This window comes from Streptomyces sp. SudanB5_2050 (assembly GCF_964272335.1).
Classification (GTDB): Bacteria; Actinomycetota; Actinomycetes; order Streptomycetales; family Streptomycetaceae; genus Streptomyces; species Streptomyces rochei.
Genome location: NZ_OZ186760.1, coordinates 399,592 through 416,269 on the forward strand (window position 1 = coordinate 399,592; position 16,678 = coordinate 416,269).

General features: G+C 70.3%; 15 protein-coding genes. 6 read left to right on the forward strand and 9 right to left on the reverse strand.

Translation table 11 applies throughout. The features are described from left to right. Positions 1 to 58: 58 nt before the first annotated feature. The gene (locus tag ACFZP7_RS01320; RefSeq protein ID WP_385633589.1) at positions 59 to 2,293 is read right to left on the reverse strand and encodes an MMPL family transporter; all 2,235 of its coding nucleotides are present in this window, start codon (positions 2,291 to 2,293) and stop codon (positions 59 to 61) included. Positions 2,294 to 2,620: 327 nt separating this feature from the next. On the opposite strand from ACFZP7_RS01320, the gene ACFZP7_RS01325 reads away from it, so the two are divergent. Both ACFZP7_RS01325 and ACFZP7_RS01330 read left to right on the forward strand, forming a co-directional pair. Beyond that, positions 2,621 to 3,895, forward strand: coding sequence for a sensor histidine kinase (locus ACFZP7_RS01325; protein WP_385633590.1), 1,275 nt, complete (start codon positions 2,621 to 2,623; stop codon positions 3,893 to 3,895). After that, positions 3,892 to 4,569: a response regulator transcription factor gene (locus ACFZP7_RS01330; protein WP_127436155.1), complete on the forward strand. Its 678-nt coding sequence runs from the start codon at positions 3,892 to 3,894 to the stop codon at positions 4,567 to 4,569. Before ACFZP7_RS01325 ends, ACFZP7_RS01330 begins: the two co-directional genes overlap by 4 nt. A gap of 123 nt (positions 4,570 to 4,692) precedes the next feature. Here the strand turns inward: ACFZP7_RS01330 and ACFZP7_RS01335 are convergent, their stop codons facing one another. Beyond that, positions 4,693 to 5,361, reverse strand: a complete 669-nt coding sequence (locus tag ACFZP7_RS01335; protein ID WP_019324530.1) for a TetR/AcrR family transcriptional regulator — start codon at positions 5,359 to 5,361, stop codon at positions 4,693 to 4,695. Between the two features lie 75 nt (positions 5,362 to 5,436). Here ACFZP7_RS01335 and ACFZP7_RS01340 point away from each other — a divergent pair, with 75 nt between their 5' ends. Continuing rightward, entirely contained in the window at positions 5,437 to 6,966 is a 1,530-nt protein-coding gene (locus ACFZP7_RS01340) for a monooxygenase (protein WP_385633591.1), read from the forward strand. Positions 6,967 to 7,073: 107 nt separating this feature from the next. Here the strand turns inward: ACFZP7_RS01340 and arr are convergent, their stop codons facing one another. Further along, positions 7,074 to 7,484, reverse strand: coding sequence for an NAD(+)--rifampin ADP-ribosyltransferase (arr, locus tag ACFZP7_RS01345; RefSeq protein ID WP_029393024.1), 411 nt, complete (start codon positions 7,482 to 7,484; stop codon positions 7,074 to 7,076). Positions 7,485 to 7,827: 343 nt separating this feature from the next. Next, positions 7,828 to 8,832 carry a GlxA family transcriptional regulator gene (locus ACFZP7_RS01350; protein WP_385633592.1) on the reverse strand — a complete coding sequence of 335 codons (1,005 nt, stop codon included), beginning with the start codon at positions 8,830 to 8,832 and terminating at the stop codon, positions 7,828 to 7,830. A 172-nt stretch (positions 8,833 to 9,004) separates the two neighbouring features. On the opposite strand from ACFZP7_RS01350, the gene ACFZP7_RS01355 reads away from it, so the two are divergent. Beyond that, entirely contained in the window at positions 9,005 to 9,889 is an 885-nt protein-coding gene (locus ACFZP7_RS01355) for an NAD(P)-dependent oxidoreductase (RefSeq protein WP_385633593.1), read from the forward strand. A gap of 95 nt (positions 9,890 to 9,984) precedes the next feature. Here ACFZP7_RS01355 and ACFZP7_RS01360 read toward each other — a convergent pair whose 3' ends face one another. Both ACFZP7_RS01360 and ACFZP7_RS01365 read right to left on the reverse strand, forming a co-directional pair. After that, positions 9,985 to 10,719, reverse strand: coding sequence for a dienelactone hydrolase family protein (locus ACFZP7_RS01360; protein WP_086875320.1), 735 nt, complete (start codon positions 10,717 to 10,719; stop codon positions 9,985 to 9,987). 539 nt (positions 10,720 to 11,258) lie between these two features. Further along, on the reverse strand, positions 11,259 to 12,107 hold the full coding sequence (locus ACFZP7_RS01365; RefSeq protein WP_385638293.1) for an SCO6745 family protein: 849 nt from the start codon (positions 12,105 to 12,107) through the stop codon (positions 11,259 to 11,261). Between the two features lie 197 nt (positions 12,108 to 12,304). Between ACFZP7_RS01365 and ACFZP7_RS01370 the strand changes: the two genes are divergently transcribed. Both ACFZP7_RS01370 and ACFZP7_RS01375 read left to right on the forward strand, forming a co-directional pair. Further along, a complete protein-coding gene (locus ACFZP7_RS01370) occupies positions 12,305 to 12,997 on the forward strand; it encodes a GntR family transcriptional regulator (RefSeq protein ID WP_385633594.1) in 693 nt (230 codons plus the stop codon). A 45-nt stretch (positions 12,998 to 13,042) separates the two neighbouring features. Beyond that, positions 13,043 to 13,465, forward strand: coding sequence for a DUF5959 family protein (locus ACFZP7_RS01375; protein WP_385633595.1), 423 nt, complete (start codon positions 13,043 to 13,045; stop codon positions 13,463 to 13,465). Between the two features lie 193 nt (positions 13,466 to 13,658). Here the strand turns inward: ACFZP7_RS01375 and ACFZP7_RS01380 are convergent, their stop codons facing one another. The 3 genes from ACFZP7_RS01380 to ACFZP7_RS01390 all read right to left on the reverse strand — a co-directional run bounded on the left by ACFZP7_RS01380 (position 13,659) and on the right by ACFZP7_RS01390 (position 16,678). Then, positions 13,659 to 14,573, reverse strand: coding sequence for a YceI family protein (locus tag ACFZP7_RS01380; protein WP_220670330.1), 915 nt, complete (start codon positions 14,571 to 14,573; stop codon positions 13,659 to 13,661). Positions 14,574 to 15,110: 537 nt separating this feature from the next. Next, on the reverse strand, positions 15,111 to 15,944 hold the full coding sequence (locus tag ACFZP7_RS01385; RefSeq protein WP_030970136.1) for a PIG-L family deacetylase: 834 nt from the start codon (positions 15,942 to 15,944) through the stop codon (positions 15,111 to 15,113). Between the two features lie 218 nt (positions 15,945 to 16,162). After that, positions 16,163 to 16,678, reverse strand: coding sequence for a DinB family protein (locus ACFZP7_RS01390; RefSeq protein ID WP_385633596.1), 516 nt, complete (start codon positions 16,676 to 16,678; stop codon positions 16,163 to 16,165).

Genomic DNA, 16,678 nt, shown 5'->3' on the forward strand with positions numbered 1-16,678 from the left:
AGCACCCGCTCGAAGCACGGACACGGGCGGCTGACGAACGCCGGCGGGACGGGCGTTGTCAGGGCCGCCGGGACAGCGGCCGGTCCTCCGTCCGGTGTCCTTCCGGTTCCGCGGTGTCGTGGCTGGTGGTCCCGTCCCGCCGGACTCGTGCCACGCGCACCGGCCACCACATTCCCCGGCCCAGCAGGGCCGCGGCCGCCGGGACCAGCAGGAGTGACACGACGAAGGAGGACAGGAGGATGCCGAGGGCCGTGGCGAAGCCCAGCTGACGGGTGGAGGGATCCGCGTTCACCGCGAGGCTGCCGAAGGAGGCGGCGAGAACCACACCGGCCGTGGCGACGGCCGGAGCCGTGTGCCGTACCGCCCGGGCCACGGCGGCACGGACGGAGCCCCCGTGGGCCATCTCCTCACGCAGACGGTCGCTGATCAGAATGTTGTAGTCGGTGCCCAGCGCCACCACGAACAGGAACAGCACCAGCGGCAGGACGAAGGTCACGCCCGCCTCGCCGCCGATGTGCTGGAAGGCCAGCGCGGAGGCACCGAACGTCGCCGCGAAGCACAGTCCGACCGCGAGCATCAGCACCACGGGCGCCGCCAAGCTGCGCAACAGCACCACCAAGATCAGTGCGATCAGCGCCGCCGCCACCGGGAACACCGTCCGCAGGTCCCGGTCCACCGCAGTGGCCACATCGGCGAACACGGCTGCCGTGCCGCCCACGTGCGAGGTGAGTCCGGCGGGCGTCGCTTCCCGTACGGCTTGGCGCACCGGGCCCGCCACGAGGTCCCGCGCGCGCTGCGACTGGGAGTCCACCGTCAGGTAGGCGTCGAGCCGGGCGGCAGTGCGGTCGGCGTCGAACACGGGGGCGGCCACCTTGCCCACTCCGTCCACCTCCGACAGCGCCCGGTGCACGACGTCCAGCTCCCTGGAGTCCAAGGTCCGGTCGTCGTCGGCGGTGACGTACACCGTCGTCGGATCGGACACTCCCGCCGGCAGGGCGCCCGCGATTTCCCTCGCCGTCGCGGCGGCCGCCGTGTCGTGCGGGGTGCCGCCGGTGCTGAAGTCCATCCGGACGCCCACCACACCGGCCGCCAACGCGCCGAGGAGGGTCACCGACGCCACGAGCACCAGCAGCGGGCGACGTGCCACCCACTCGCCGGTACGGCCCGCCGCGCCGGGCCGCCCTGCCTTCTCCGACAGGATCCGCGACGGCCAGAACATCTTCCGCCCGGTCACCGCCAGCAGCGCCGGCATCAGCGTCAGGCTCGCCACCAGCATCACCAGCACCGACACCGCCACGGACGGGCCGAGCACCCGGAACTGGCCGAACGTCGCCACGCCGAGCGTCGCGAAGGCCGCCACGATCGTCAGCGCCGCCGAGGTCACCGCCGTGCCCACTCGCCCGGCCACGTCCGCGGCCACCAGGCGATGGTGTTCCTGCGGGCGTCGCCTCAGCTCCTCACGGAAGCGGAACAGCAGGAAGAGGAAGTAGTCGACGCCGATGCCGACCAGCACGGTGCCGATCATGCTCGGAGTGCCCGGGTCCAGGTCGAATCCGGTCAGCAGGGCCGCACCCACGACCGTACCGACGGCGGTTCCCCCCACCACGGACACCGCGAACAGCGGCACGAACGCGGCCAGCACACTGCGGAACACGAACACGTTGATCAGAACGATCAGACCGACCACCAGCAGGCCGACCACCGTCTGCGTGGTCTCCTCCGCGTCGGCGCGGTCCACGACGTCCGCCAGGCCGCCCGTGAACCCCGTGCGCAAGCCGGCCTCGCCGAACTCCTGCTCGGCACGGTCGTGGAAGACCCGGTACAGGGAATGCATGCTGGGGTCGGTGGAGTTGCCCCGCAGCCGCGCGTCGAGCAGCGCGAACGATCGGTCCGGGGCGTTCGTCATGAAGGCCACTCGGGGGACCTGGGAGTAGTCCTCGGAGAGCCCCCGTATCTGCTCGTCCGTCCACGGCATCTGCAGGCGCGTGGCGTTCAGTTCACGCACCGCGTCCCTTATGCGCTCCTCGTCCGCGTCCCGCAGGGGCTTGCCGTCGCGCCGCGCCACCAGCACCGTCACCGCGTTGGCGTCCGGCTCGGCGCCGAACTCCTCCTCGGCGACGCGCAACGCCGCGGCCGCGTCGTACTGCGGTGGCAGGAAGCCGGCGCTGTCGGTGTGCGTCACACGGAAGACGAGCGCCTGACCCACGAGCGTCACGAAGATGCCGACCACGGCCCACACGATGATGACCCGCCATGGTCTGCGGGTCGAGTATCCGGTCAGGGAACGGATCACAGAATGCCTCCGGGAAGGGTACGGAAGGCCGGGCGCCACGGACCGTCGCGGTCCGAGGCGGGGCCCGAGCCGGGGCGTCCCGGCACTCGTCCAGCACATCAGCCGGGCGCGGCCCGGAACTCGGAGCCGAGAACGAAAAGTCATCTGGGAGCACGGCCCCGCATCGTCGCCCCACTGGGAGCCTGCTCCTGGTCGCCCCGTCCGCTCCCGGCCTGGGGAACACGGGGCCCGGCACACCGGAACTATGGGACACTCTGCGGAAGAACCGCAGGTCACCGCGCTGCCGCTACGGCCACGGGGATGCGGGGACGCGCAGGGAGGGCGGAGATGGGACACAGCGTGAACGAAGGGCACGCCGTCCGGGCATGGAGCGGTGCCGACGCACCAGGCGCGAAATCGCCGGATCTCGCGAGCGGGACGGGCCCCGACACGGCCGCGGCGACGAGCCGGACCGGATGGCCGGGACTGTGGACCCAGCACGACGGACTCGTCGCCGCCGGTGCCGCGGCCATCGATCTCGTGGGCTTCACCGTAACCAGCCAGATGGACCAGGGCCATGTCCCCGTGGCCGGGTGCCTGGTCACGGTCGTCGCCTCGCTCTTCCTGCCGGCGCGGCGCCGCGCGCCTCTGGCGGTCCTCGTGTGCGTCCTCGCGGCGAACCTGTCCACCGGCTGGTTCAGTTCCGTGGGCCTGCACTACGGGGCGGCCACGATCATCGCCCTCTACACCGCCGTCCGTCACTCCAGAGCCGTGGTCGGAGCGACGGCCGTCGTCGGGTGCGTCGCGGTGCTGCACCTGTTCCACCCGGGCAGGCCCGCACCGCCCCTGATCGAGCTGGCCCCCAACGCGGTGTCCGCGCTGTTCGTGGCCGGGGCCGCCGTCGCCGTGGGGCGCTGGCAACACAAGGCCGAGGCCCAGCGGCGGCGCCTCGCCGAGCGGGCCGTCTCCGACGAACGGCGCCGCATCGCCCGGGAACTGCACGACGTCGTCGCCCACCACCTGACCACGATGCAGCTGCTGGCCGGAGGCGCCCGGGCCAACCTCGACCGGTCCCCGGACGCGGCCCGCGAGGCACTCGTCGCCCTCGAGGGCTCCGGCCGCTCCGCTCTGCACGAGATGCGTCATCTGCTCGACGTACTGCGGGCCGGTGACGAGGGCGGGGAAGAGGGACGAGAAGGCGCGACGACCGCACCACAGCCCGGCATCGGCGACCTCGACCGCCTCGTCGAGGACAGTCGCCGCGCCGGTCTGCCCACCACGCTCACCACGGAGGGCGACCTCCAGTCGCTGCCGCCCGGTGTCGCGCTCACCGTCTTCCGCATCGTCCAGGAAGCTCTCACCAACGCCCGCAAGCACGCCGGCCACGGCGCGCACGTCGACGTGGAACTCACCCGCACCATGCACGAGGTCCGGGTCACCGTCACGGACGACGGCCCGCGTCCCGGCCACTTCGTCGCACGCGGCACGGGCCACGGGCTCGTGGGGATGCGCGAGCGCGTGGTCCTGCACGGCGGCACCCTGCGGGTCGGACCGGTGAGTGGCGGATTCGCCGTCCGCGCCTGTCTTCCCCTGCCCGCCGACCGCCAGGAGTCGTACACGTGAGCGCGATCGTGAAGGTTCTCATCGCCGACGACCAGCCCCTCGTCCGACGCGGCCTCGCCCTGATGCTGGATCCCGAACCCGGCTTCCAGGTCGTGGCCGAGGCCGGGGACGGCGCCGAGGCGCTCCGTCTGGCCCACACACACCGGCCGAACGTGGTCATCATGGACATCCGCATGCCGGTCCTGGACGGTATCGCCGCCACCGAACGGCTGAGCACCGAACTGCCTGACTGCCGGGTCCTGGCCCTGAGCACCTTCGACATGGACGAGTACGTGGTGGACGCCCTCAGGGCGGGGGCGTGCGGTTTCCTGCCCAAGGACATCTCGCCCGAGGACCTCGTCGCCGCCCTGCACGTCGTCCACGAAGGGGAGGCGATCCTCGCCCCACGGCTCCTGACCCGCCTCATCTCCACGCACGTCAAGGCCCATGCCCACCGGTCACGGCCCTCGGCTCCCCCCGACGCCGAGGAACTCACCCCGCGTGAGCGGGAGGTGTGGCGGCTGATCGCCGGAGGACTGGACAACACGGAGATAGCCGAACGGCTGGGGGTGAGCGGCTCCACCGTGAAGAACCACATCACCGGCCTCTTCGCCAAGCTCCGGGTCCGGGACCGGGCCCAAGCCGTCATCGCGGCCTACGAGACGGGCCTGGTCACGGCGCAGCGGGAGACGTAGACCCCGGCTGCGGCAGCGGAAGCCGAGAAGGGTCGGCACGCGGGATCACGAGGTGACGCGTCGAGGGCACGTCACCTGCCTCGAGCCGACCCCGACCGAGGAAGAGGTCCCGGCGCCCGACCCTCAGCCCGGACGGCGCGCTCGCAGGCCCTCGATGAGCAGACCCAGCCCGTACTCGAAGTGACGGTCGAAGTCCGTGCTGGCCAGCGCGGACAACGCGGTGTGCAGGTGGGGATACGAGCCGTCCGTCACCGCGGAGCGCAGCAGTCCGGCGGCGTCCGCTCCGCCGTTCTCCCCCGACCGGGCGGCCTGCTCCTCCAGGGTGTGGCCGACGGTGAAGTTCGACAGCGCGTAGAGCGTCCGGGCCGCGTCGTCCGCGGGGAAGCCCGCGTCGAGCAGGACGCCGACCAGTGCCTCGGAGAAACCGAGGACGTTGCCGCCCGTCGGGTGGGTCCCGGCGAACACCCGCGCGCCGTCGCGGTGGTTGAGCAGCGCCGTTCGCAGGGCGCGCGCGAAGTCCGCCACCCGCTCGTGCCACGGCGCGCCGTCGGTCGCCAGGACCTTCTCGGTCACGCCCTCCATCATCTGCTCCGACATGGCCGTGAGCAGGTCCTGCTTGGTGGCGTAGTAGCGGTACAGGGCGCCGGCCCGCACCTCCATCGCGTCCGCGAGACGCCGCATGGTCAGGGCGTCGAGACCCGCCTCGTCCAGCAGTTCCAGTGCGGTGCGCAGGGTGCGGGGGCTGTCGATGCGCGAGGGGCGCCCCCGTGAACGGGTTGACGAGGAGTTCATGCCCCGCAGTATAGTGAACAGCGTTCACGTGAACGCCGTTCACTAATTGCGCGTGACACGAGAGGGCGACCCTCCATGAAGGACGACGTGATCATTGCGGGCGGCGGCCCCACCGGACTCATGCTCGCCTGCGAGCTGGCCCTGGCGGGGGTGCGCACCCGGATCCTGGAGCGCCGCGTCGAGCCGCAGCGCGACTCCCGGGCGCTGACCCTGCACCCCCGCAGTCTGGAGCTGCTGGATCAGCGGGGCCTGCTCGACCGCTTCCTGCCACTCGGCCGCACGGTCCCCGGCTGGCACTTCGCCCAGCTTCCGACCCGGCTCGACTTCTCCCGGCTCGACTCCCGGCACGGCTACACGCTGTTCCTCGCCCAGGCGCGCACCGAGGCGCTGCTGGCACAACGGGCCGCCGAGCTGGGGGTGCGGATCAGCCGTGGCCACGAGGTCGTCGGCGTGCGTCAGGACGAGCACGGGGTCGAGGCGGAAGTACGGGGACCGGACGGCGCCGAGACCGTCCGGGCTCAGTACGCGGTCGGCTGCGACGGCGGACGCAGTGTGGTCCGGCGGGCCGCCGGCATCGGTTTCCCCGGCACCGACGAGACGCTCACCGGAGTCCTCGGTGACTTCGCGGTCGTGGACACCGACCCCGCCGCCCTGGACGCCGCGCGGGCCGCGGGCGTGCTGGTGGCGCCGCTGGAAGGCGGCGTCACCCGGCTGGTCCTGGTGGATCCGGAACGGATGCGCGTGGGGGCCACGGAACCGGTCACCCTGGAGGAGTTCCGCCAGATCCTGCTCCGGATGTGCGGTACCGACCTCGGCGTCGCCGACCCCCGCTGGCTCTCCCGCTTCGGCAACGCCACCCGGCTCGCGGACCGGTACCGGGCCGGACGCCTCCTGGTGGCGGGGGATGCCGCCCACATCCACTTCCCCGCCGCCGGCCAGGGCCTCAACACCGGCCTCCAGGACGCCATGAACCTCGGCTGGAAGCTGGCCGCCGCCGTCCAGGGCTGGGCCCGCCCCGGCCTCCTGGACAGCTACGACGCCGAGCGCCGCCCGGTGGGCCGCAGGGTGACCGAGAACACGGAGGTCCAGACCCTCCTCATGGAACTCACCCTCGTCCCCCGGTACGAGCGTCCCGCCGCCGCCCTGCGGGGCCTGATGGACGAACTCCTGGGCCAGGACGAGGTCAACCGCACGCTCGCCGGCCGGGTCTCCGCACTGGACACCGCCTACCCTCCCACGGACGCCGACGCCGATCCCCTGGTGGGACGACGGATGCCGGACATCACGCTGACGGTCGCGGGCTCGTCCGCCACCCGGTTCTACGACCTCCTGCACACCGCCCGGTTCGTCCACCTCGACCTGGCCCCCGACCCCACGGCGACCGCCGGTCCGGAACCCGACGCACGCCTCACCACCGCTGTGGTGACCGACCACGAAGACCACCCGGGCCTGCGGGGAATGACCGAGATCCTCATCCGTCCGGACGGTCACATCGCCTGGACCACCCGCACCACCGACCCGACCGCGCGCCAGGCCGAACGGCTGACCGCCCTCACTCGGTCACTGGGCCGCCGACACACCCTCGGCGAGTGCCCTACCGGTTGAGACCATGGAGACGTCTGCCGATCGACGTGCGTCGGCCTGTCAGGAACAGCGTCGGGTCTCGCGCGAGCGGTAAGCGCCGTCACGAAGCAGTGGTGGGCTCGTCCCGGTCAGTTGACGATCTCGGCGCGCTCGTCCTGACGCATGGCCGCCAGCCGGTCGCGCCACATCTTGAGGGCCTCAGGCGTCTGCCGCGTCCAGTCGGTGACTTCGCCCACGATCCGCAGCGGCTCCTTGCTGCGGTAGGAGCGGGTGGGATTGCCGGGAAACTTCTTGTCGGTGACGTTGGGATCGTTCTCGAACTCGCCGGTCGGTTCGACGAGATACACCCGCGGCTCTCCGTCACCTGCCGCAAGTTCGGCGGCGAGGCCGGCGCCGTCGCGCAACGCGGTGAAGTAGACGTGGTTCATCACGATCTCGGGCCGGTAGTTGGAACGAAAACCGGCGGTGAGATGGTCCCCGACTTGCAAGGCCGCCTTTGTACCGTGAAAGAACGGACCCTCGTCCAAGACCTTCTGCATCGCAGCAGGTTACCGCAGTGAGCAGACCGGCGAGGGAATGCTGCAGCGGCTGACCAATCGGCTGCTGGAGTCCGCTCTCGAAGGTGAGAACACCTACCACCTTGGCCAGGACAAGCGCGATCCGACGGGCAAGGACGGTGACAACTCCCGCAACGGCAAACGCCCCCGCGACCGGGAGGCCTCCTTCGAACCGAAGGTCGTCAAGAAGCCGCAGAAGCGCCTGACCGGCGTCGACGAGATGAGATGTCGCTGGTCGCGACGGGCCTCACCGCCGATGAGGTGCAGGCCCGCCTTGCGGAGGTTTGTGGCGTCGAGGTGGGCCCCGCGGTCTCGACGGCGTGCATCAGGTGGACGTTCGTTCCGGCCGGGTTCGCTGGGGCGGGAAGGCTCGCCGGTAGTCACTAGGGGAGACACCCACGCGCTTGAGGAAGTGGTGGCGCAGGTTGTTGGCCGTGCCGAGGCCGGTGAGCGCACCGATCCTCTCAACCGGCAGTGCCGTCGACTCCAGCAGGCTCCGGGCCAGACTCAGACGCTCGTTCAGCAGCCACTGCAAGGGCGTGGTGCCGGTGGCTTCCTGCAGACGTCTGTAGAAGGTGCGTGGGCTCATGGCCGCTCGCAGGGCCAGGTCCTCGACGGTCAGCGGTTCGTCAAGGTGCGCTCGCGCCCACGCCAGTACGGGGGTCAGTCCGGCGTCGTCGGTGACGGGCACGGGCATGTCGATGAACTGCGCTTGACCGCCGGGCCGATGGGCGGGCACGACCATACGCCGGGCCAGCTGGTTGGCGACATGCGCACCGAGATCGAGTCTCACCAGATGGAGACACAGGTCAAGGCCCGCGGTCAGGCCCGCGCTGGTCAGCACGTCGCCCTCGTCCACGTACAGGACCGAGTCGTCGAACGTCACCTTCGGGTATCGCTCAGCGAGCTGCGCAGTGTGCATCCAGTGGGCTGTGGCACGGCGGCCGTCGAGCAGTCCGGCCTCGGCAAGCGCGAAGGCGCCGTTACACAGGGAGACCATGCGGGCCCCCGCGTCGTGGGCCCGGCGCAGTGCGGTGACGAATTCCGCGGGCAGGGGCTGTTCTCCCTCGACGCAGGAGTCTGGCACGGACGGCACGATGACGGTGTCGGCGCCGACGATGTCGTCGACGCCGTACGGGGTCCGGACGGTGAAACGGGCCGGACCCGGCGATCCGCCATCCGCCTCCGCGAGGCGGTCGCCCACGCCGCACAGCCGGAAGTCGTACCAGGACTCGGCCAGATCGGGTTGCGGTTTCCCGAAAACCGTGCACGGGATGCTCAACTCATAGAGATCCCAAGAGGGGAGCCCTATCTCCTCCGTCACCACCACGGCGACTGACCCCACTGTCATTCCGTGAAGCCTACGGCAGGAATTTGGTGGTCGGCGTCACCGGTGTCACTGTCCGGGGCCGCCCAGCACTGCGAACGTAGTCGCACATGATCGACCGCACGGCCGGAAGGCCTGCGGCATCACCCAGGACTCGGACAACAGGAGTTGAACCATGCACACCGATCTGCAGGCCGTCACCGTCATCGGACTGGGATCCATGGGCTCGGCGCTGGCCGCCGCGCTGCTTGACCGGGGGCACCCGCTCACCGTGTGGAACCGCTCGCCCGGCAAGGCCCGGCCCCTGGTCGAGAAGGGCGCACGCCTTGCCGACACGCCGGAGGAAGCCATCGCTGCCAGCCCCGTGACGCTCACCTGCGTATTCGACTACGACGTGCTGCGCACGCTGCTCGGGCCCGCCACCGGCGCCCTCGCGGGGCGGGACCTGATCAACGTCACCTCCGGGTCCGCTGAGCAGGCACGCGAGTTGGACAGCTGGCTCCGCCTCCACGGCGCCGGCCACCTCGACGGCGGAATCATGACTACCCCGCCCGGCGTCGGCGACCCGGCCACGATGTTCCTCTACAGCGGATCGCCCTCAGTCCTGGACTCCCACCGCCAGGTCCTCGAGGCGCTGGGAGACCCGGTCTACCTGGGCAACGACCCCGGCCTGGCCTCCCTGTACGACGCGGCCCTGCTCGGTCTGATGTGGTCCACCCTGACCGGTTGGCTGCACGGCGCCGCCTTGGTGGGCGCCGACGGCGTCGAGGCCGGAGCGTTCACGCCCATCGCCGTCCGCTGGCTGACCGCGGTGTCCGGCTTCGTGACCACCTACTCTGCCCAGGTGGACGCCGCCGAGTACCCGGGCGACGACGCGACCGTCGACGTACAGATCGCTACGATCGACCACCTCATCCACGCCGCACAGGCTCGGGGCATCGACACCGGGCTGGTTGCCCTGCTCAAGGCGACCATGCAACGCGCCAAGGCGGCCGGTCACGGTTCCGACAGCTACGCCAGCGTGATCGAGGTACTGCGGAAGCCGAGCGACCACGCCTGAGCGGAACACTGGACCGCGCGCCCTCGCGGTGCGCGTTCGATCCCACTGCCCCTGACGAAGCAAGCCCGCATCAGTTCGCGTTCCGGACCGAAGCATCAACCGCCGGCCAGAGTGCGGCCGAGGAGGGGGAGCAGGTGGTCCCAGTGAAGCTGCAGTGCCGCCGGGTTGAAGGCATCGGTGTCGGCCATGGTGAAGCCGTGGACGGTGTCGGGGTAGATCTCAGAGGTGTAGTCGACACCCGCGGCGTCCAGGGCCTGGTTGATTTCGCCGAGGGCCCCGGGCGTCAGGTCGGTTTCGGCGTGGCCGAAGTGGACCTGGGCGATGAGGCGGCGCAGGCTGTCGGACCCGGCGGCGCCCACGGGAGCGTGGAATCCCGCGATGGCGGCCACTCGACCGGCGTGGGCAACAGCGGTGCGCACCGCCAGAAGGCCCCCTATGCAGTAGCCGGTCACCGCGACGGGTCCCGCGCTGACCTCGGGCTGCGTGGTGAGGAACCCGAGGTAGGCGTCGGCGTCCCGCAAGGTCCGTTCGACGGTGTGCGCCTCGATCAGGGGCATCAGTTGACCCATGACCGCGGTCCGCGCCTCTTCTCCGATGTGCTCGGGAAGTTCGACCACAGGTGCCGGGCCGTGCCGGTAGAAGAAGTTGGGAACGAGCACGTAGTACCCGTGGCCGGCCAGTTCACGTGCCATCTCCCGCAGCACGGGTCGGATGCCGAAGCCATCCGCGTACATCAGCACCCCTGGGTGCCGCTCGCCGCCGTCGGGAAAGACGGCCAAGGCATCTGCCCGGCCGTCCGCAGTGGGAATGTGCAACATCTTGGTGGGCATGAAGTCTCCTGTCGTGGTTGATATGTCCTCAGATCAACACGACGGAGGCGGAGCCCGCGCAACAGGGCAAGATCTTCGATCCAACGGCGGGCCCGCAATGGCCCGCACAGTGCTCAGAGGAGCACCGGGTCGCCGATCCGTGTGTGGCGCAATGCCGTCCCGGTAGTCATCCCCATAGCCTAGTCCACCGCATCAGGCCGCCGCCAGGACTCCACATAACAGCGCAGCTCATGGGAACCTTCAAGCTGCGCGAACATCACCCATGACCGCCAGTTGGGGCTGGTCCGGGTTGGCGAGGCGGCAGCACCCGAGCAGGCCGGTGGCCCGCTGCTTGGCCACTTTCCAGGTACCGCGCCTGGTTGTCCATCCTGGCCCGGGCCATCCTGAGCGACCATCAATGGACCACACGGGACCTGTCGGGCCAGGGCATCCTTCCCGTACGACCGCCCCCACCGCGAGAAGCGGTTCGTGAGAGCCGCTGCGGCCCGCACACTGCGGTCGTTCGTACTGGAACAGGGCCTGCTCACGCGAGGGACCGTTCAGGCGAGATCAGACTGGCCGCGAATCCCCTGAAGCGTGGTCGTCGCGGCGAATGCGTCGGAGATCGGCGAGATGAGCGAAGCGAAGCGGCGGGCGCCCGCGTTGCCGACGGGTGCCCACAGCGCGGCGCAGTGCTCGTCCGTCTCCCCCTCGATGCGCTCGCGTGCCGCACGGCCGGCGTCGGTGACCACGCCGTGGGAGTCGAGCCAGCCGCGCGCGATCAGGCGTGCCGTGGCCGCACTCCACTCCTCGTCGTCCCACCGGCGGGTCGCTCGCACGAGGGGTGTCGGGAGACTGCCGGTCGCGGTGTGCAGCAGGAGGCAGTCGCACGGCCCGAGGCCGTTGTCGGCGAGTACGACGAGATGGGCGTCGCCGCGCCACTCGCGCGCCACCGTGATCTGCTGCCACAGCGCGACAAGAGGATCAGGGGGAAGCACGACCGAGGCGTTCGCGGCGGCCAGCACCTTGCCTGCGTAGTCGGCGCCGGCGAGAACCGGGTCGATCAGCCACCGCGCCTCGGCGAGGTGATCGGCCGTGAGCTGTACGCCGACGCGCCGCATCGCCCGGCCGGCGGCCCGGAAGCGTGCGGCCTGCCACCGCTCGGGCGGCGCGGCCTCCCACACGCCCGCCATGGCCCGCACCGCCCGCGGGCTGAAGTTATAGAAGGCGGCGAGCGTGACCTGCCACGGAACCGCGCCCATCGCGGCCGACCGGAAGGCCAGATACGCCGGGCCGCGGTCGGTCACGCCGAGCCCGGCCGCCTCCTCGGCGGTTTCGGGGACGAGATAGATGAACAGGTGGGCGGCGCTGACGGCGCGGCTGACGTCCCGCACGGCGTCGAGGTCCATCGGGCCGTCGCCGGCGCGGGCGTCGTCGGTGACGGTGGTGCTGGTGATGGTGAACGCGGCCGCCTGGGGGAGGCGGGCGAAGGGGTCGTCGGCAGGCACAGCTGTCGCTCCTTTCCGGACGAGGACGTCCTCATCGGCTGCTGAATCGACAGTAGCACCGATAATCGATTATTGAAGAGATCGTCTAGGATGAGCTCATGACTCAGACGGCCCACGCCTCGACCCCGCCGGGGAAGCTGATGCTTTCCGACCAGGTCTACGCACATCTGCGGGACGCGATCATGCGTGGGGACCACCCCCCTGGGGCTCCCCTCAAGCCGCAGGATCTCGCCAAGGAGCAGGGCGTGAGCCTGGCCGTGGTGCGCGAGGCACTTGTGCGGGTGGTCGGCGAGGGGCTCGCCGACCGGCTGCCCAACCGCGGTTTCGCCGTCCCGTCCTTCTCCGACCGCCGCTGGCAAGAGATCATGGAAGCCCGCCGGACCGTCGAACCGGCCGTGCTGCGCATGTCCGTCGAGCGCGGTGACGTCGACTGGGAGGCCCGCGTGCGGGCCGCCCACCATCGCCTGGTGCGCACTCCGGCATTCGCGCCGGAGGAGGGCGAGTACTACACCGACGCCTGGGCCGAAGCGCACAGAGCCTTCCACCGCACGTTGCTGGAGGGGTGCGGCAACCGCGCACTGCTCGAGACCTTCGACCGGTTGTGGACCCAGAGCGAGCTGGCCCGCCGTTGGTCGGCACACCGCAACCCCGATCGGGACGGTGCTCTGGAACACCGCAGGCTGGAGGAGGCGGTGCTGGCCCGCGACGCCGACGCCGCGGCCGCGCTCCTGGTCCAGCACCTCACTTCGACCGCGGCCGCTCTGACCGACGATTCCGGCCAGGCCACCTGAGAGGATCAACAGCGATCTGGTCCACCAAGCGCGCAAGAGGCAACTGTGGTTGATGAAGTGCAGACGTTCGAGCTGTTCCGGTTCGCGGATCCGGCCCAAAGCGTCGCGGTTGAGGTGAGGTGCGGTGCGCCTGTGGCGACGGTGGACCAGGAGCGCTACTACTCAGCCGAGATCGTGGTGAAGAGCGGCTTCGTTTCCGGGCGGGTCGGCCTGCAGGTGTCGCATGAGGACCTGGACGAGTGGGAGCGTTGCCTCGATGCCCTCCAGGCGGAGGAGGGGGCCGAGTGGCCGGCCGGTGACCGCAGCGCATGGGTGGACGTGGTCCCCGATGACCCTGTGGAGGTCACCGTGCACGACTCACCGTCGACGCAGATCGCGGTGCGGGTGCCGATCGACGTCGCTTCGGAGTGGCTGGAGGAGAACCGGCTGCGGTTGGCTCGGGCCCGAGCGGCTGTCTCCGCGTCCTGACAGGGCTCGCGGGATGTGGTGATCGTTGTGGGGAGGGATCCGCAAGCCGGTGAACGCGCCTCGTCGCGACGGAGCGCACGCGATCCGGTGGGGTCGGCCGTGGGGGTGCCGTACCGCCTCCGATCGGCACCCCCGAACGGCCGGAAGGCGCCTGCCGGGCCGCAGCCCGCGTCAGGCGCCTGCTTGTGAGGGCCTACTCCGGGGGCGTGGGCGTGTCGTGGGTGCGGTACATCGCTTGGACGTCCAGCTCGAGTTGCACGGTCGGTCCGACGACGGCGATGCCGCGGGCGAGCATGGAACGCCAGTTGAGGGTGTAGTCCTCCCGGTGGAGTTCCGTCTTGGCGAGGGCCGCGCACCGCAGTTCCTGGTCGTAGCCTCCGTTGACCATCCCGAGGTAGGTCGTGTCGAGGCCGACGGAGCGGCTGGTGCCGTGCATGGTGAGCGTGCCGTGCAGGGTCCACTTGGAACCGCCGCGGTAGGCGAACCGGGTACTGGTGAAGTCGATGTAGGGGTAGCGCTCGACGTCCAGGAAGTCGGCGGAACGCAGGTGGTTGTCACGGGTGTTGTTGCCCGTGGTGATGCTGGCGGCGTCGATGCGCACCGAGACCTGCGAGTCGGCCATGTCCGGTGCGACGCGGATGCCGCCCTGGAAGCGGGTGAACCGGCCGTGGACGTGGGCCATCCCCACGTGCTTGGCGATGAACCGGATCGCGGTGTGCGGAGGGTCGAACAGCCAGGTTCCCGCCGTGGGGAGTTCCATCTGCCGGGCGGGCAGGAGCGCGATACGCATCGGGGGCAGAGCCACACCGGCGGTGATGTCGAGGTTCTCGCGGCTGGGCGACAGGCCCTCGGCCACGGTCATCACGCTGTAGGAGCCCGGTGACAGCGTCGCTATGAAGTAGCCGTGAGGGTCCGTGGTGCCGCGCGTCACAACCCGGTGGCTGTCCAGCGCGGTCACCGTGACCTCGGCTCCGCCCATGGGCTGCCCCATGGGATCGACGACCTCGATGCCGAACGCTCCGGCATCGGGCGGCAGGGGCACCGAGATGCTCGCTCCGGCACCGGAAGCGCCGCGGGAACGCCGACGTCGCAGCAGCCCGAGGGCCATGGGGTCCACCTTTCTTCACATGCGTCGCCGCCACGCGGCCCGCTCAGCGAGTGCGTTCGCGGTCGCCAAGTACCGTCCGACGACAGAAGGATGGTCGCGGATTCAACAGTCGTTGACGATCATAAAGCCGCCCACCTGCCGGGCCTTCCCTCCCATGTCAGCGCCGCTCAACACCCTGCCGCAGGATGTGGGGTCACAAATCAGCACATCGAGGGGCCATATCGCCACACCTTGACTTCGCTTCTTTGCAGCCACGCTGTGGTGAAGAGCACGCAAGAGGGCCAGGAAGTTCACCATCGGTCTGCGAATTCACCACGGACCCGACACAGGCGGTGGTGCCTGCCGGCCAGGAGACCGTTCCCGGGGCGGCTCTTTCCGATCGCGGCCATCGGCGAGGTGCACTCGCGACCCTCGCGCCACTCCGCCTGCCGCGGCCGGGCGAGGACGGCCCCGGGGCGAGCCGGGCCCGGTAGCCGTCCTTCTCCAGTCCGCCAGGCGCCTCATGAGACGCCGGCGGCTCCGTCTCTCCGAAGTGGATCAGCGCAGTCCGGCGAAGAGGTCGCTCTCCGGTACGGGCGCGCCGGTGGCGTCCTGGACCCGTAGGAAGGTCTCCATGCCCATCAGCTCGCCGAACCTCTCCTTGCCCAGCTTGAGGAAGAAGATGTTCTCGCCCTGGCTGGCGTGCGCGGCCAGCGCGTCGTACTTCTGACCGCTGAACGCGGTGGTGTCCACCCACGTGGTGATCTCGTCGTCGGGGAGGCCGATCTCGGCCATCGCGGCGGCCTCGGCCGGATCCGGCTCGGGCATGTCCGGATGAAACTCGCGCATGATCTCCCCGAACCGCTGCATCCCCGAGCGGGGCATCGTGGTCCAGTACACCTTCGGTGTCAGCGCGGTCATCTCCAGCGCCGCCATCGTGATGCGGTGGGCCTGGATGTGGTCGGGATGGCCGTAGAAGCCGTTCTCGTCGTAGGTGACGACCACATCGGGTCGGTAGTGCCGCATGAGTTCCGCGAGTCGGGCCGCGCCTTCCTCCACGGGGGTCCGCCAGAAGGAGCCGGGGGCGTCGTTGCTCGGCCAGCCCATCATCCCGGAGTCGGCGTAGTCCAGCATCTCCAGATCGCTGATCTTCAGCACGTCACAGCTCGCCTCGAGTTCTTGACGTCGCATCAGGGCGACCGCGGCCGGATCGTGCCCGGGATCGCCCGGCTTGACACCCCCCGGACCGTCGCCGCAACCGCCGTCGGTACACGTCACGAGAACCGTGCGGATGCCTTCGGCCGCGTACCGAGCGAGGACCCCTCCGGTTCCGGTGGCCTCGTCGTCGGGGTGGGCGTGTACTGCCATCAGCGTCAAGGGCCGGTCGATCATGAAACAGTCCTCCTGCAGATATCGTCGTGTCCCGCCGCAGCGGCGGGTGTACCGCATCCGGCCCGGATCGTGGGGGGGCGGACGCCCCTGTGGCCTCCGTGCTCCCCCGCCGTGCGGCGCCGGTCTCTCATGCGATGCAACCGTGCGGGCCCGACCGGCTGTTCCCGATGCGGCCGTCGGGCGTGGGGCGAATGAGTCCGTTACGACAAGCGCGGCTGCTAGACGCCGGTCTGTCCGTCGACCAGCTCACGCACGATGTCGAGGTGACCGTTGTGGCGGGAGATCTCTTCGATGAGGTGGAGGACCACCCAGCGCAGGTCCACGTGGCGACCGTCGCCGATGGGGCGCTCGGCCGTCGAGTCCAGGTCGCGGTCGGCCACCAGCCGGCGATAGCGGGCGCTCTGTTCCTCGTACTCGGCGAGAAGCCGCGGCAACGGGGTGTCGACCGCCGTCCGCATCTCGGGGTCGGGGTCGTCGTCGGTCGCCGCCGTGAGCGGCCCCTCGGGCTCCTCGCCGAGGAACATCACCTGGATCCAGTGGTACTCGACCCAGCGCAGATGGCTGATCAGCCCGCACATCGTCATCAACGGTGAATTCGGCAGCGGTGCCTTGCGGGCGTCTTCCTCGGACACGCCCTCACACTTGGCTCGCGCCGTGTCACGGGCGTAATCCAGGAAGGTGGCCAGCTGCGTACGTTCGTCCCATGTGGGGGGCGTATCGGTTCGTTGTGTCAT